This window comes from Enterobacter sp. CGMCC 5087 (assembly GCF_003144775.1).
GTDB lineage: Bacteria > Pseudomonadota > Gammaproteobacteria > Enterobacterales > Enterobacteriaceae > Enterobacter > Enterobacter cloacae_M.
In genome coordinates this window covers 1-16,302 of the sequence record NZ_QFXN01000282.1, presented here as the reverse complement: position 1 = coordinate 16,302, position 16,302 = coordinate 1, and the positions used below count along the sequence as shown (strand labels likewise).

Annotated in this window: 11 protein-coding genes; 5 read left to right on the top strand and 6 right to left on the bottom strand. The window is 56.6% G+C overall.

Features of this window, described 5'->3' with window-relative positions; all coding sequences use genetic code 11:
• Nucleotides 1–522 precede the first annotated feature (522 nt).
• Nucleotides 523–1,464 carry a TIGR01212 family radical SAM protein gene (locus tag DEO48_RS24100; protein WP_109846509.1) on the top strand — a complete coding sequence of 314 codons (942 nt, stop codon included), beginning with the start codon at nucleotides 523–525 and terminating at the stop codon, nucleotides 1,462–1,464.
• Here the strand turns inward: DEO48_RS24100 and DEO48_RS24095 are convergent.
• Nucleotides 1,444–2,946 (bottom strand): helicase HerA-like C-terminal domain-containing protein, encoded by a 1,503-nt coding sequence (locus tag DEO48_RS24095; RefSeq protein ID WP_109846508.1) that lies wholly within the window; start codon nucleotides 2,944–2,946, stop codon nucleotides 1,444–1,446. The two genes, DEO48_RS24100 and DEO48_RS24095, sit on opposite strands and share 21 nt — an antisense overlap.
• 138 nt (nucleotides 2,947–3,084) lie before the next feature.
• Here DEO48_RS24095 and DEO48_RS24090 point away from each other — a divergent pair, with 138 nt between their 5' ends.
• Nucleotides 3,085–4,731, top strand: coding sequence for a dihydroxyacetone kinase subunit DhaK (locus DEO48_RS24090; protein WP_109846507.1), 1,647 nt, complete (start codon nucleotides 3,085–3,087; stop codon nucleotides 4,729–4,731).
• A gap of 92 nt (nucleotides 4,732–4,823) precedes the next feature.
• On the opposite strand, the gene DEO48_RS24085 is transcribed toward DEO48_RS24090, so the two are convergent.
• The 5 genes from DEO48_RS24085 to pepA form a co-directional block, all read right to left on the bottom strand.
• Nucleotides 4,824–5,843 carry an NAD(P)-dependent alcohol dehydrogenase gene (locus DEO48_RS24085; protein ID WP_033146757.1) on the bottom strand — a complete coding sequence of 340 codons (1,020 nt, stop codon included), beginning with the start codon at nucleotides 5,841–5,843 and terminating at the stop codon, nucleotides 4,824–4,826.
• 83 nt (nucleotides 5,844–5,926) lie between these two features.
• The gene (locus DEO48_RS24080; RefSeq protein WP_063442161.1) at nucleotides 5,927–6,430 is read right to left on the bottom strand and encodes a GNAT family N-acetyltransferase; all 504 of its coding nucleotides are present in this window, start codon (nucleotides 6,428–6,430) and stop codon (nucleotides 5,927–5,929) included.
• A gap of 123 nt (nucleotides 6,431–6,553) precedes the next feature.
• Complete coding sequence (locus DEO48_RS24075) at nucleotides 6,554–9,409, bottom strand: valine--tRNA ligase (protein ID WP_109846506.1); 2,856 nt, start codon at nucleotides 9,407–9,409, stop codon at nucleotides 6,554–6,556.
• Nucleotides 9,409–9,852: a DNA polymerase III subunit chi gene (gene holC, locus DEO48_RS24070; protein WP_008502815.1), complete on the bottom strand. Its 444-nt coding sequence runs from the start codon at nucleotides 9,850–9,852 to the stop codon at nucleotides 9,409–9,411. The genes DEO48_RS24075 and holC overlap by 1 nt, the downstream gene beginning before the upstream one ends.
• An 86-nt stretch (nucleotides 9,853–9,938) precedes the next feature.
• Nucleotides 9,939–11,450 (bottom strand): leucyl aminopeptidase, encoded by a 1,512-nt coding sequence (gene pepA, locus DEO48_RS24065; protein ID WP_023309366.1) that lies wholly within the window; start codon nucleotides 11,448–11,450, stop codon nucleotides 9,939–9,941.
• A 266-nt stretch (nucleotides 11,451–11,716) separates the two neighbouring features.
• On the opposite strand from pepA, the gene lptF reads away from it, so the two are divergent.
• The 3 genes from lptF to arcB all read left to right on the top strand — a co-directional run.
• Nucleotides 11,717–12,817 (top strand): LPS export ABC transporter permease LptF, encoded by a 1,101-nt coding sequence (gene lptF, locus DEO48_RS24055; RefSeq protein ID WP_024906345.1) that lies wholly within the window; start codon nucleotides 11,717–11,719, stop codon nucleotides 12,815–12,817.
• Complete coding sequence (gene lptG / locus DEO48_RS24050; RefSeq protein WP_023309364.1) at nucleotides 12,817–13,899, top strand: LPS export ABC transporter permease LptG; 1,083 nt, start codon at nucleotides 12,817–12,819, stop codon at nucleotides 13,897–13,899. Before lptF ends, lptG begins: the two co-directional genes overlap by 1 nt.
• A gap of 135 nt (nucleotides 13,900–14,034) precedes the next feature.
• The coding region (gene arcB, locus DEO48_RS24045) for an aerobic respiration two-component sensor histidine kinase ArcB (protein WP_109846505.1) at nucleotides 14,035–16,302 on the top strand (2,268 nt) is incomplete at its 3' end.

Genomic DNA, 16,302 nt, shown 5'->3' with positions numbered 1-16,302 from the left:
AGGGAATCTCAATTACTGCATAAATATGATGAGCAGGCCGCTCATCCAGAAAGCTTCCAGCGGATTTCCAACTTATCGGGAATTGGTACACAGGTCAAATGGCAATCTTATTTATACAAAAATGTGCTAAAGAGAGTTTATCTCATTGAAATTAAATGGAATTTAACTATTTTTACATTGATTGTATGCCCTGGCAGGACGCAGCGGAGTGTGATCTGACTCACTATATGAAAGCGGTATTATCAATGTAGCGTGCTGAATAGCCGTTTTATAGCAGAATAATAATCTGGCAATGGCTGCAAACCCGCATAAACCCACTGTTTTTCAGTGGTGGCGCTATAAATGAAAAAAACAATCAGAACATAAGGAAAAGTAATCACGGGTAGCGTGAATGAAATTGCAGTAATCCTGAGTATTTATTCATATAGATAAAAGCCGTCCAGGGCGATTGATCCAGGTCATCGCCGACAGAGGCTAAAAGTGGCAGGCTTGTCCCCTTTCTCCGGGACGGTCTATCAGATTATGCAGTTACAGAAATTAGTCAATATGTTTGGTGGGGATCTTTTGCAGCGGTACGGGCAAAAGGTTCATAAGCTGACGCTGCACGGCGGGTTTAGCTGCCCGAATCGCGATGGCACAATCGGGCGCGGCGGCTGCACCTTCTGTAACGTTGCGTCCTTTGCTGACGAAGCCCAGCAGCATAAATCTATCGCTGAACAGCTTGCCCATCAGGCGAGCCTGGTGAACCGCGCGAAGCAGTATCTGGCCTATTTTCAGGCCTACACCAGCACGTGGGCGGAAGTACAGGTGCTGCGCTCTATGTATCAGCAGGCCGTCAGCCAGGCTAACATCGTTGGGCTATGCGTGGGCACGCGCCCGGACTGCGTACCGGACGCGGTGCTGGACCTGCTCAGCGAGTACAAAGAACAAGGCTACGAGATCTGGCTGGAGCTGGGCCTGCAAACCGCGCACGACAAAACCCTGCACCGTATTAACCGTGGTCATGATTTCGCCTGCTACCAGCGCACCACGCGCCTGGCCCGCGAGCGCGGGCTGAAGGTCTGCTCGCATCTGATTGTCGGCTTGCCGGGTGAAGGGCAGCAGCACGGCCTGGAGACGCTGGAAAAGGTGGTTGAGACCGGCGTGGACGGCATTAAGCTGCACCCGCTGCATATCGTTACGGGAAGCATTATGGCGAAAGCCTGGGAAGCCGGGCGGTTAAGCGGTATTGAGCTTGAGGACTATACGGTGACGGCGGGGGAGATGATTCGCCACACCCCGCCGGAAATTGTCTACCACCGCATCTCGGCCAGCGCCCGCCGTCCAACGCTTCTGGCACCGCTATGGTGTGAGAACCGCTGGACGGGGATGTTGGAAATCGACCGCTACCTGCAGGAGAACGGTGTTCAGGGCTCGGCGCTTGGCCGCCTGTGGGTTCCCCGTCTACCGGCGACGGCCGCCTAACAGACTTCCCAGCATGCCGCGCACTATCTGATTGGTGACCTGTCGCGCCGCGCTTTTCGCCATGGTTTGTACCACGCCGTCGCGCTTGCCGCCGCGCGGCCCGGTGCTGCCGAACAGGATGTCTTTGAGACCCCCGAGAATACCGTCATCCACGGCGACAGACTGCCCTTTAGCGGCAGGTGCATCCTGGGATTCGGTGGTCGCCTGCACCCCTTTTTGCAGCATCTCGAACGCAGACTCGCGATCAACCTCGTCTTCGTACTTCCCGTAAACCGGAGAGTGGTTAATCAGGCCGTTACGTTCATCGTCGGTAACGGGCCCCATGCGCGAGCAGGGCGCGATCACCATGGCGCGTTCTACCACGGACGGGCTGCCCTTCGCATCCAGGAATGAGATCAGCGCTTCACCGGTGCCTAACGCCTGAATCGCCGCTTCGGTATCAAAGGCAGGATTAGCGCGCATGGTCTGCGCGGCGGCTTTCACCGCTTTCTGATCCTTCGGCGTAAAGGCGCGCAGGGCGTGCTGCACGCGGTTACCGAGCTGACCGAGCACGTTATCCGGGATATCCGACGGGTTTTGTGAAACAAACCAGACGCCAACGCCTTTGGAGCGGATCAGGCGAATGACCTGTTCAATCTTATCCAGCAATACCTGCGGCGCGTCGTTAAACAGCAAGTGCGCTTCGTCGAAGAAGAAGACCAGCTTCGGTTTTTCCAGATCGCCCGCTTCGGGTAACTGTTCGTATAGCTCAGAGAGCATCCACAGCAGGCTGGCGGCGTAGAGCTTTGGCATCTGGTAGAGCTTCTCGGAGCTCAGAATGTTGATGATGCCTTTGCCGCTGCTGTCCGTGCGCATCCAGTCTTTGATATCCAGCATCGGCTCTCCGAAGAAATGCTCGGCGCCCTGTTGCTCCAGCGCCAGTAACCCGCGCTGAATGGCTCCCACCGAGGCGCTGCTGATATTGCCGTACTGGTTCTGGAAGGATTTGGCGTTATCGCCTATGTACTGCGTAATGGCGCGCAGATCTTTGAAATCAAGCAGCAGCAGCCCCTGATCGTCGGCAATACGGAAGATAATATTCAGCACGCCGGACTGCACGTCGTTGAGGTTAAGCAGACGTGCCAGCAGCAGCGGGCCGAGATCGGAGACGGTAGCGCGCACCGGGTGGCCTTTCTCACCAAAGATATCCCACACTACCACCGGATTGTTATGCGGCGTCCAGTCCGTGATGCCAATATTCTTCAGCCGTTCAAGCAGTTTCTCAGAGGCCGTACCTTCCTGAGCCACACCGGTTAAATCGCCTTTCACGTCAGCCATAAAGACCGGTACGCCAATCTCCGAAAGCGACTCAGCCAGCTTTTGCAGGGTGACGGTTTTGCCTGTCCCGGTCGCTCCGGTGATCAGACCGTGGCGGTTCGCCATCGCGGGCAGTAAATACAGCTCTTTTTCCAGCGTCCGGGCAATTAACAATGGTGTACTCATGATGCGCTTCCTCTCTTAGTCCTGGGTGGATTATAGGCAACCTGACCGCAATTTGGTTGAGTAAATTCCTGACTTTGCGGCGCATTATCCAGCGCGGACTATGCTTTTGCATACGGTTCACAAAAATAGTGGGAAACGATGTCCAGATTCTTCTTTAACGATCGCAAACAGCTGGTCAACGATGCCATTGAAGGCATACTGCTTTCTGCGCCACACGCAAATCTCGTCAAACTTGATATCGATCCGGCCATCAGGATCGTCGCACGTGGAGACTGGGACAAAAGCCGCGTGGCGGTGATCTCCGGCGGCGGCTCAGGCCACGAACCCGCGCACGCCGGGTTTGTCGGCAAAGGGATGCTGACGGCGGCAGTGTGTGGCGATCTGTTTGCCTCGCCGAGCGTGGATGCAGTGCTGAATGCCATTGTGGCGGTCACGGGCGATCGCGGCTGTCTGCTGATCGTCAAAAACTACACCGGCGACCGCCTGAACTTTGGCCTGGCGGCCGAAAAGGCCAAGCGTTACGGCCTGAAGGTGGAGATGGTGATTGTGGCAGACGATGTCGCGCTGCCGGATAACAAGCAGCCGCGCGGTATTGCCGGTACGGCACTGGTGCACAAGATTGCGGGCTATGCGGCGGAGCAGGGGAAATCGCTGAGCGAGGTGCGGGATATTGCGCAACAGGCCTGCGATAACCTCTGGAGCCTGGGCGTTGCGATGCAAACGTGCAACCTGCCGGGCAGCGACGAGGAGGAGGGGCGCATCAAGCAGGGCCATGTCGAGCTGGGGCTGGGCATTCACGGCGAGCCCGGTGCTTCCGTCGTGGATACGCAGAACAGCAAAGCCATTATCGACACGCTGGTGACGCCGTTACGCTCGCAGGCGGGAGAAGGGCGGTTTGCGGTATTGATTAACAATCTCGGCGGCGTATCGGCGCTGGAGATGGCGCTGCTGACCAAAGAGCTGGCGCATTCGGCGCTGAAAGAGGATATCGCGTACCTGATAGGCCCCGCGCCGCTGGTGAGCGCGCTGGACATGAAGGGCTTTTCGCTCACGCTGCTGAAGCTCAATGACTTCTTCGAAAAGGCGATTCATGCCGAGGTCGAAACGCTGGGCTGGCAGAAGCCCGTGGCGTTTGCGCCACTGCGCACCGTGGCGCATACCGCCATTCACGATCGTGTGGAATACACTCCTTCGGACAATCTGCGGGTGGCTGAATATGTTTCCTCGGTGACGAAAACGCTGCTCCAGCTGGAAAACCGACTGAACGCGCTGGATGCCAAAGTGGGCGACGGCGATACCGGCTCCACTTTTGCGCAAGGCGCGCGGGATATTGCGCAGCGTCTGGAGGATCGCAAGCTCCCGCTTGATAACGTATCGACGCTGCTGTTGCTGGTGGGCGAGCGGCTGGCGACGGTGATGGGCGGATCGAGCGGGGTACTGATGTCGATCTTCTTTACCGCGGCCGGGCAAAAGCTTCACGATGGTCAGCCGCTGCCCGAGGCATTGCTCAGCGGGCTGGCGCAGATGAAGCAGTATGGTGGGGCAGATCTCGGCGATCGTACCCTGATCGACGCGCTGCAACCGGCGCTTGAAGCATTGAAGAATGGCGATCTTCAGGCAGCGGCGCAGGCCGCACAGCACGGTGCCGAAGCAACGGCGAAAATGGCGAAAGCCGGCGCGGGACGTTCATCGTATGTGAATAAAGAGAATCTGGATGGGGTAATGGATCCCGGTGCGGTCGCGGTGGCTGAGGTGTTTAAGGCCATGGTAGATGCAAAACGGTAACGACCGTTACCGTTTTTAGTGTGTGCGCCCTCTCCCTGTGGGAGAGGGTTGGGGTGAGGGCATCAGGCCGCACATTCCCTAGCAATATCACATCAAAAATCCGCTTTCAACACCACGCGGTAGCGGGCTTTGCCGTCACGCACGTGCTGGATCGCTTCGTTGATTTTCGACATCGGATACAGTTCGGTGGTCGGGGCCACTTTGGTGCGTCCGGCAAACTTCATCAGCTTGCGCAACTCAAACGGCGTACCGGTCGCGGAGCCTGACACGCTGCGATCCCCGCCGATCAGGGTAAACGCCGGAACCGGCAGCGGCTTCATCACAGCACCTACGGTATGGAAGTTACCGCCGTAGGCCAGTGCCTCAAAGTACGGCTGCCAGTTGAGATCCACGTTAACGGTGTTGATGATCAGGTCAAACTGCCCAGCCAGCGCGTTCAGCGCGTCAGGATCGCGGCTGTTCACGACTTTATCCGCACCCATCGCCAGCACTTCTTTCTCTTTCGCCGGGTTCGAGCTGAACGCCGTGACTTCACAGCCCATCGCATGCAGCAGCTTGATGGCGATATGGCCCAGACCGCCAATACCAATGACGCCCACGCGGCTGGTGGCGGTGATATGGTGCATCAGCAGGGGTTTGAAGACGGTGATACCGCCGCACAGCAGCGGCCCGGCGGATTCGATATCAATGCTGTCCGGCAGCGGGATCACCCATTGCCAGTCGGCGCGCAGCTTGTCGGCAAAACCGCCCTTGTTCAGAATGGTGGGAACGGCGCCTTCGAGGCAGTTGATCTGATTGCCGCTGATACAGGCGTCACAGTGACCACAGCTGCGTGCCGTCCAGCCAATGCCCACGCGTTGGCCTACCTTCAGCCCTTTGTCCTGTGCGGCGCTACCGAGCGCCACGACCCTACCAATGACTTCGTGCCCGGCAACCAGCGGATAGCTCGAGAAGCCCCATTCGTTATCGATCATCGAGAGATCCGAGTGGCAGATCCCGCAGTAATCAACCTGTACTTCGACGTCTTCAGCTTTTAGTTCGCCCGCATCGTACTCGTACAGCTCAAGTTCTGCACCCGCCTGCGGTGCGGCGTAGCTTTTTATCTTCGACATCGTGTTTCCCCCGTTGTGGTGTGAACTGAGAGTGTAGAGCATTCAGTTTACAGCCGCTTAACAGAAGAGGGCAGGAACGAAACTTACAGACTTTTCAGCATCCTGACTTCGCAATCAACGTGGCCGGTACAGCCCAGCGGTGCATCGATATGCTCAAAGCCCAGATGTTCATACAGGCCGATGGCCTCTTTGAGGAAAGCGGTTGTTTCAAGGTAGCAGCGTGTAAAACCCTGCTTGCGCGCGTGGTCCAGCGCAATCAGCGCCAGCTTTTTTGCCAGTCCTTGCCCGCGCGCCGTTGGCAGGAAATACATTTTCTGTAGTTCACAGATATCCGGCTCGCTGCAGCTGAGGGGGGCCACGCCGCCGCCGCCCACCACCAGGCCGTTCTGCTCGATTACCCAGTAGGCATGCCCTGGCTGGCTGTAGAGCTGGTAAAGCTCGTCCAGGTTTGGGTCAGCAACCGTGTAGCCTTTGTCAGCCGTCAGGCCATATTCGGCAGAAACGGTGCGGATAACGGCGGCGATAGCCGAATTATCCTGCTCAGCGATCCGGCGCATCGTCGTCGCGACGGGGGTAATCACGCTCATAGCATTACTCATAACAAAAATTGACACATAACTGCTGTTAATAGCACCACAGAAAGGGGAGTGCAAGCGAGGAGTTTTCAGGAAGGATACCCCTTACGCCCTGAAGCGTAAGGGGTAAAAGCATTACAGGGCTGCGATAACCGCCTGCTGCTCGATCAGCTTGGTCTTCGCATCGGCGAAGGCAACCAGACGCTCACGCTCTTTCGCGATGACCGCTTCCGGCGCGCGGGCCACAAAGCCTTCGTTCGCCAGCTTGCTTTCGATTTTGCCAATTTCCACGTCGACTTTTGCCACTTCTTTCGCCAGACGAGCCAGCTCGGCGTCTTTGTCGATCAGGCCCGCCATCGGGATCAGCAGCTCGGCACCGTCGATGATTTTGGTCACGGAAACCGGACCTTTGTCATCCGCAGGCAGCACGGTGATGCTTTCCAGACGCGCCATGGTCTTCAGGAAAGTGTTGTTCTCGGTGACGCGACGAACGGCAGCCTCGCTGCAGCCACGAAGCAGCAGCTCCAGCGGTTTGCCAGGGGCGATGTTCATTTCAGCGCGGATGTTACGTACCGCAACGATCGCCTGTTTCAGCCACTCGGTATCCGCGGACGCCGCTTCATCAACCTTGGCCGCATCGAATTCCGGGAACGGCTGCAGCATGATGGTATCGGCGTTGATGCCCGCAATCACCTTCACGCGCTGCCAGATGGTTTCGGTGATGAATGGAATGACCGGATGCGCCAGGCGCAGCAGGCCTTCCAGAACGGTAATCAGCGTGTTGCGCGTGCCGCGCAGTTCCGCCTCAGTGCCGCCGTTCATCACCGGCTTCGCCAGCTCCAGATACCAGTCGCAGAACTGGTTCCAGGTGAATTCATACAGGATGCCCGCCGCGATATCGAAGCGGTAGCTGTCCAGCGCCTCGCGGAACGCTTTCACCGTCTGGTTGAATTCCGCCAGGATCCAGCGGTCTGCCAGAGACAGCATCATCTCGCCGCCGTTGAAGCCGCAATCCTGATCTTCGGTGTTCATCAGCACGAAGCGGCTGGCGTTCCACAGCTTGTTACAGAAGTTACGGTAACCTTCCAGACGCTTCATGTCCCAGTTGATGTCACGGCCGGTAGAAGCCAGTGCCGCCAGGGTGAAGCGCAGGGCATCGGTACCGTGAGACTCGATCCCGTTCGGGAACTGCTTCTCGGTACGCTTGCGGATTTTCTCAGCCAGCTGCGGCTGCATCATGTTGCCGGTACGTTTTTCCAGCAGATCTTCCAGAGAGATACCGTCAACCATGTCCAGCGGGTCGATAACGTTCCCCTTGGACTTGGACATCTTCTGGCCTTCATCGTCGCGGATCAGACCGGTCATGTAGACGGTATGGAACGGAACCTGCGGCTTGCCGTCTTCGTCTTTGATGAAGTGCATGGTCATCATGATCATGCGGGCAATCCAGAAGAAGATAATGTCGAAGCCGGACACCATCACGCTGGTTGGGTGGAACTGACGCAGCGCGTCGGTGTTTTCTGGCCAGCCGAGGGTGGAGAAGGTCCACAGCGCGGAGGAGAACCAGGTGTCCAGAACGTCTTCGTCCTGACGCAGCGCAACGTCCGCGCTCAGGTTGTTTTCCTGACGCACTTCGTCTTCGCTACGGCCAACGTAAACGTTGCCTTCGTTGTCGTACCACGCCGGAATACGGTGACCCCACCACAGCTGACGGGAGATACACCAGTCCTGAATGTCGCGCATCCAGGAGAAGTACATGTTTTCGTACTGCTTCGGCACGAACTGAATGCTGCCGTTCTCAACCGCTTCCACAGCCGGTTTCGCCAGCACGTCGGCACGCACGTACCACTGGTCGGTCAGCATTGGCTCGATAACCACGCCGCCACGGTCGCCGTACGGCACGGTCAGATCGTGAGGTTTGATCTCTTCCAGCAGGCCGAGCGCGTCAACGGCTGCCACGATGGCTTTACGCGCGGCAAAACGCTCCAGCTTCTGGAACTCAGCCGGGATGTCACTGGAATAAACGTCGGATTCGTTGCCTTTGGTGTCGTACACTTCTGCGCTTTCGCGGATATCACCGTCGAAGGTCAGAATGTTGATCATCGGCAGGGCGTGACGACGGCCGACTTCATAGTCGTTGAAGTCGTGTGCAGGGGTGATTTTTACGCAGCCGGTGCCTTTTTCCATGTCGGCGTGTTCGTCGCCCACAATCGGAATACGGCGGTTTACCAGCGGCAGCACCACGAATTTGCCGATCAGATCTTTATAACGCGGATCTTCCGGGTTAACGGCCACGCCGGTATCGCCCAGCAGGGTTTCCGGACGGGTGGTCGCGACTACCAGGTAATCTTTACCGTCGGCGGTTTTTGCGCCATCGGCCAGCGGATAGCGGATGTGCCACATGGAGCCTTTAGACTCGCGGTTTTCCACTTCCAGGTCAGAGATGGCGGTGCGCAGTTTTGGATCCCAGTTTACCAGGCGTTTGCCGCGGTAAATCAGGTCTTCTTTGTACAGGCGGACGAAGACTTCTTTAACGGCGTTGGACAGGCCTTCGTCCATGGTGAAGCGCTCGCGCTCCCAGTCCACGGAGTTGCCGAGACGGCGCATCTGACGGGTAATGGTGCCGCCGGATTCCGCCTTCCACTGCCAGATTTTGTCGATGAACGCGTCGCGACCGTAGTCGTGGCGGGTTTTACCTTCTTCAGCGGCAATTTTACGCTCAACCACCATCTGGGTCGCGATACCCGCGTGGTCAGTCCCCGCCTGCCACAGGGTGTTTTTACCCTGCATGCGCTGGTAGCGGATCATGGTGTCCATGATGGTCTGCTGGAAAGCATGACCCATATGCAAACTGCCGGTGACGTTCGGCGGCGGGATCATGATGCAGAAGGACTCTTTGCTTTCGTCGCCGTTAGGCTTGAAATAGCCCTGCTGTTCCCAGTGCTCGTAAAGCGGCTGTTCGATATCGCGTGGGTTGTATGTCTTTTCCATTATTTCCAGGTTGCCGTATTCAGGTTAAAACCAGCCAGGCGGTACGCTTTATAGCGTTCGCGCGCCAGTTGTTTCAAAGATTCTTCGTAAGGGACAAAGTCTACCACTTCTGTGAAAGCGGTGGCAAAATCTGCAAAATCTATCCGCAGGCTAATCAGAATATCGCGCGCGCTGCTGTTGCGCTTTTGCGGCCAGGCAATTTCAACCGGTGCACCGCCGCGCGGGCCTTCGCCCGACAGGTTATGCGGCACAAAACTCTCCGGCGGGCGCGCCCACAGCGCTTCATCCAGGCGAATCGCCTGCTGTTCATCTTCACAGGCAATCAGAACGCGTTTACCTGCGCGCCAACGTTCTGCGGCAATTTCACACACCAGCTGTTCGACGGCGCTGAGGCCATCCTGATGGGTGTCGTTGTCCAGAAGGTAGAACGTTGCATTCTTCATATATGGGGCTTCTTGTGCTCACTTTAAATGCTTAAGCCGGGCGGCGGCTTCGCCTTACCCGGCCTACGGTTTACTGCCGTTTTGACTTACTCGTCGCCGTTAAAACCCGCACGATTGAGCAGGAACTGCGACAGCAGCGCCACTGGACGACCGGTTGCGCCTTTGGCTTTACCGGAGCGCCATGCGGTGCCCGCAATATCCAGGTGCGCCCAGTTATACTTGCGGGTGAAGCGTGCCAGGAAGCAGCCCGCGGTGATCGCCCCGCCAGGACGTCCGCCAATGTTCGCCATATCCGCAAAGTTAGACTCCAGCTGATCCTGATACTCGTCACCCAGCGGCAGACGCCATGCGCGGTCTCCCGCCTGCTCTGAGGCACCAATAAGCTCATGCGCCAGCGGATTGTGGTTCGACATCAGGCCGGTGATATGGTGGCCCAGTGCAATCACGCAGGCACCGGTGAGGGTGGCTACGTCAATCACCGCTTCCGGCTCGAAGCGCTCAACGTAGGTCAGCACGTCACACAGCACCAGACGGCCTTCGGCGTCGGTGTTCAACACTTCAACGGTCTGGCCGGACATGGTGGTCAGAACGTCACCCGGACGATAGGCGCGCCCGCCAGGCATGTTTTCGCAGCCCGCCAGTACGCCGATCACGTTGATAGGCAACTGTAGTTCCGCAACCATGCGCATCACGCCGTAAACCGCTGCCGCACCGCACATGTCGTACTTCATCTCATCCATGCCTTCGGCAGGCTTGATGGAGATACCGCCGGAGTCGAAGGTCAGGCCTTTACCGACGAGCACAATCGGGCGCGCGTCTTCGGATGGATTGCCTTTGTACTCGATGACGGACATCAGGGATTCGTTCTGCGAGCCGTTACCGACCGCCAGGTAAGAGTGCATCCCCAGCTCTTTCATCTGCTGTTCGCCGATGACGCGGGTAATGACGTTTTTGCTGTAGGCGTCGGCCAGCTGACGCGCCTGAGAGGCCAGGTACGCCGCGTTACAGATGTTAGGCGGCATGTTACCGAGATCTTTGGCCGCTTTAATGCCGGCTGCGATCGCCAGACCGTGCTGGATCGCGCGTTCTCCGCTGGTCAGCTCGCGACGGGTTGGCACGTTAAAGACCATTTTACGCAGCGGACGACGCGGCTCGCTTTTGTTGGTCTTCAGCTGATCGAAGCTGTACAGGCTCTCTTTTGCCGTTTCAACCGCCTGACGCACTTTCCAGTAGGTGTTACGTCCTTTAACGTGCAGTTCTGTCAGGAAGCAGACGGCTTCCATTGAGCCGGTATCATTCAGCGTATTGATTGTTTTCTGAATCACCTGCTTATACTGACGTTCATCCAGCTCGCGTTCTTTGCCGCAGCCAATCAGCAGAATACGTTCTGACAGTACGTTCGGAACATGGTGCAGTAACAGCGTCTGCCCAGGTTTGCCTTCCAGTTCGCCACGGCGCAGCAGGGCGCTAATATAGCCGTCACTGATTTTATCGAGTTGCTCGGCGATCGGGGAGAGTCGGCGTGGTTCAAAGACGCCCACAACGATGCAGGCACTCCGCTGTTTCTCCGGGCTACCGCTTTTTACACTGAACTCCATGCACTACGCTCCTGAATCTTAAAGACAACGGCGGCAGCTACGGATAGAATTGAAACCTTTCGTAACTCATGTCCGCTGTTGTGGTGACTTCGTGTTAATCTTACGTTACTACGGTTTCGACACGTCAGAAAAAGTCCTGAAGCGTGAATCCGCCGGATGTTTTAATCTTAGCGATGATTTCGACGACTCAAGAGAATAAATGACGTTTAAGCCATGAAACAAGCGATTTTCCAGCAAAGAGACGGGTTTTTACGGGCGTATTTAAAGTGATAATCATAAGATATCTGGTGCGGGAGACGCTCAAAAGCCAACTGGCGATCCTCTTCATCCTGCTGCTGATTTTTTTCTGTCAGAAGCTGGTTAAGATCCTCGGTGCGGCCGTTGACGGCGAAATTCCAACTAATCTGGTGCTTTCCCTGCTTGGTTTAGGGATCCCGGAAATGGCGCAGCTCATCCTGCCGCTAAGTCTTTTCCTTGGCCTGCTCATGACGCTTGGGAAACTCTACACCGAGAGTGAAATCACGGTGATGCATGCCTGTGGCCTGAGCAAAGCGGTACTGGTGAAAGCGGCCATGATACTGGCGCTGTTCACGGGTATTGTCGCGGCGGTGAATGTGATGTGGGCGGGTCCCATGTCTTCCCGTCATCAGGACGAAGTGCTGGCCGAAGCGAAAGCCAACCCCGGCATGGCAGCCTTAGCTCAGGGTCAGTTCCAGCAGGCGACCGACGGCAACTCCGTGCTGTTTATTGAGAGCGTTGACGGCAGTAAATTCAACGACGTATTCCTGGCGCAGTTACGTCCTAAAGGTAACGCGCGTCCTTCCGTGGTGGTTGCAGACTCCGGTCAGCTTGCTCAGCGCAAAGATGGTTCTCAGATCGTGACGCTGAACAAAGGCACCCGTTTCGAAGGCACCGCGATGCTGCGCGACTTCCGTATTACGGATTTCCAGAACTATCAGGCCATTATCGGCCATCAGGCGGTGGCGCTCGATCCAACGGATACCGAGCAAATGGACATGCGTACCCTGTGGAATACCGATACCGACAGAGCGCGTGCTGAGTTCCACTGGCGTATTACGCTTGTATTCACCGTGTTTATGATGGCGCTGATTGTCGTTCCGCTGAGCGTGGTGAACCCGCGCCAGGGACGCGTGCTTTCTATGCTGCCGGCGATGCTGCTTTACCTGATCTATTTCCTGCTGCAAACCTCGATTCGTTCTAACGGCGCGAAGGGTAAGCTGGACCCTATGGTCTGGACATGGTTCGTCAACAGCCTGTACATCTTACTGGCGCTGGGATTAAACCTGTGGGATACGGTGCCTGTGCGCCGCATACGTGCCCGATTCTCGCGTAAAGGAGCCATCTAATGCAGGCGTTTGGCGTTCTTGATCGCTATATCGGTAAAACCATTTTTACTACCATCATGATGACGTTGTTCATGCTGGTGTCGCTCTCCGGCATTATCAAATTTGTCGATCAGCTGAAAAAAGCCGGGCAGGGGAGCTATGACGCGATGGGCGCGGGGATGTATACCCTGCTCAGCGTCCCGAAAGATGTGCAGATCTTCTTCCCGATGGCGGCCCTGCTGGGCGCGCTGCTGGGGCTGGGAATGCTGGCGCAGCGCAGCGAGCTGGTCGTTATGCAGGCCTCGGGCTTTACCCGCATGCAGGTTGCGCTGTCGGTCATGAAAACCGCGATCCCACTGGTGCTGTTGACCATGGCGATTGGCGAGTGGGTCGCGCCGCAGGGCGAACAGATGGCGCGTAACTACCGTGCGCAGGCAATGTACGGCGGCTCGCTGCTCTCGACTCAACAAGGTTTATGGGCGAAAGACGGAAAAAATTTCGTCTACATCGAACGGGTGAAGGGGAATGATGAACTGGGTGGGGTGAGCATCTATGCTTTCGATGACCAGCGCCGTCTGGAGTCAGTCCGCCACGCCTCTTCGGCGAAATTTGACGCCGAACATAAACTGTGGCGTTTGTCGCAGGTCGATGAGTCTGACCTGACCGATCCGAAACAGATCGCCGGTTCTCAGACGGTAACCGGTACGTGGAAGACCAACCTGACGCCCGATAAGCTCGGTGTTGTTGCGCTGGACCCTGACGCGCTCTCCATCAGCGGTTTGCACAACTATGTGAAATACCTGAAGTCGAGCGGGCAGGATGCGGGACGTTATCAGCTCAACATGTGGAGCAAGATCTTCCAGCCGATGTCCGTGGCGGTGATGATGCTGATGGCGCTGTCGTTTATCTTCGGCCCGTTACGCAGCGTGCCGATGGGCGTGCGAGTAGTGACCGGTATCAGCTTCGGCTTTGTGTTCTACGTGCTCGATCAGATCTTCGGTCCGCTGACGCTGGTTTATGGCATTCCGCCAATAATTGGTGCGCTGCTGCCAAGCGCCAGTTTCCTCCTGATCAGCCTCTGGCTGCTGTTGAAACGCTCCTGATCGACCTCTCCTCGCTTCCGGTTAACCGGGGGCGAGGCTAATCTCCTGTTTCACCCCGCACTTTTTCTCACAACCTTCAACGCCTCGCCCTGAATTTGAGTATTATTGAGCGATAAAGTCGTGAAGGGATCCTCTATGAAGCAAATTCGAATGCTTGCCCAGTATTACGTCGACCTGATGATGAAGCTTGGGCTGGTGCGTTTCTCCATGCTGCTTGCGCTGGCGCTGGTCGTTCTGGCCATTGTCGTGCAAATGGCCGTCACCATGGTTCTGCATGGTCAGGTCGAGAGTATCGACGTTATCCGCTCCATCTTCTTTGGCTTGCTCATTACTCCCTGGGCGGTCTATTTCCTTTCCGTGGTGGTTGAACAGCTGGAAGAGTCCCGTCAGCGTCTGTCAAAACTGGTGGATAAACTGGAAGAGATGCGCGAACGCGACCTGAAGCTCAACGTCCAGCTTAAAGACAACATTGCGCAGCTGAATCAGGAGATCGCCGATCGTGAGAAGGCGGAAGCCGAGCGTCAGACCACGCTGGAGCAGCTGAAAATCGAAATGAAAGAGCGCGAGGTCACGCAGATCCAGCTTGAGCAGCAATCCTCTTTCCTGCGGTCGTTCCTCGATGCTTCGCCGGATCTGGTGTTTTACCGTAATGAAGATAAAGAGTTTTCCGGCTGTAACCGGGCGATGGAGCTGCTCACCGGGAAAAGCGAGAAACAGCTGATTAACCTGAAGCCGCAGGACGTTTACTCTGAAGAAGCGGCGGCCAAGGTCATGGAGACGGACGAAAAAGTATTCCGCCATAACGTCTCGCTGACCTATGAACAGTGGCTGGATTACCCGGACGGACGCAAAGCCTGTTTTGAGATCCGTAAGGTGCCCTACTATGACCGCGTGGGGAAACGCCACGGCCTGATGGGCTTTGGCCGCGATATCACCGAGCGTAAGCGCTACCAGGACGCTCTGGAGCGCGCCAGCCGTGATAAGACGACCTTTATCTCCACTATCAGCCACGAGCTGCGTACTCCGCTTAATGGCATTGTCGGGCTGAGCCGTATTCTGCTGGATACCGACCTGACCGCAGAGCAGGAGAAATACCTCAAGACTATCCATGTCTCAGCGGTCACGCTGGGTAATATCTTCAACGATATTATTGATATGGATAAGATGGAGCGCCGTAAAGTTCAGCTTGATAATCAGCCTGTTGATTTCACCAGCTTCCTTGCCGACCTCGAAAACCTGTCCGGCCTGCAGGCGCAGCAGAAGGGGCTGAGCTTTGTCATGGAGCCAACCCTGCCGCTGCCGCATAAAGTGGTGACTGACGGCACGCGTCTGCGCCAGATCCTGTGGAACCTTATCAGCAACGCGGTGAAATTTACCCAGAAGGGGCAGGTGGCGGTGCGCATCCGCTATGACGAAGGCGACATGCTGCACTTCGAGGTGGAGGACTCTGGGATAGGTATTCCGCAGGAGGAGCAGGACAAAATTTTCGCGATGTACTACCAGGTGAAGGACAGCAACGGCGGGAAACCGGCTACCGGAACGGGCATTGGCCTGGCGGTCTCTAAACGGCTGGCGAAGAGTATGGGTGGCGATATCACCGTTGCCAGCCAGCCGGGTAAAGGGTCAACCTTCACGCTGACGGTCCATGCGCCAGCGGTGGCGGAAGAGGTTGAAGACACCTTTGAAAACGACGACATGCCGCTGCCCGCGCTGCACGTCCTGCTGGTGGAAGATATTGAGCTGAACGTGATTGTGGCGCGCTCGGTGCTGGAAAAACTGGGCAACAGCGTGGATGTCGCGATGACCGGTAAGGCCGCGCTGGAGATGTTTAAACCGGGCGAATACGATCTTGTTCTGCTGGATATTCAGCTGCCGGATATGACCGGGCTGGATATTTCGCGAGAGCTGACGCGTCAGTACGCGGCCGACGAACTGCCGCCGCTGGTGGCGCTGACGGCGAACGTGCTGAAAGATAAAAAAGAGTATCTCGATGCCGGTATGGACGATGTACTCAGCAAGCCGCTGGCGGTGCCTGCTCTGACCGCCATGATTAAGAAGTTCTGGGATACCCGTGATGAAGAGGAGAGCACCATGACGTCTGTTGATAGCGCAAAAGCCCAAACGATACTCGATACCGCGATGCTGGAGCAGTACATCGATCTGGTCGGCCCTAAACTGATTACCGATGGTCTGGCGGTGTTCGAAAAAATGATGCCGGGCTATCTGAGCGTGCTGGAATCAAACCTGACCGCCCGGGACCAGAAGGGCATCGTCGAAGAAGGACATAAGATTAAAGGTGCGGCCGGCTCGGTCGGCTTACGCCATCTGCAGCAGCTGGGTCAACAGATTCAGTCGCCTGATTTACCTGCATGGGAAGATAACGTGGGTGATTGGGTTGAAGAG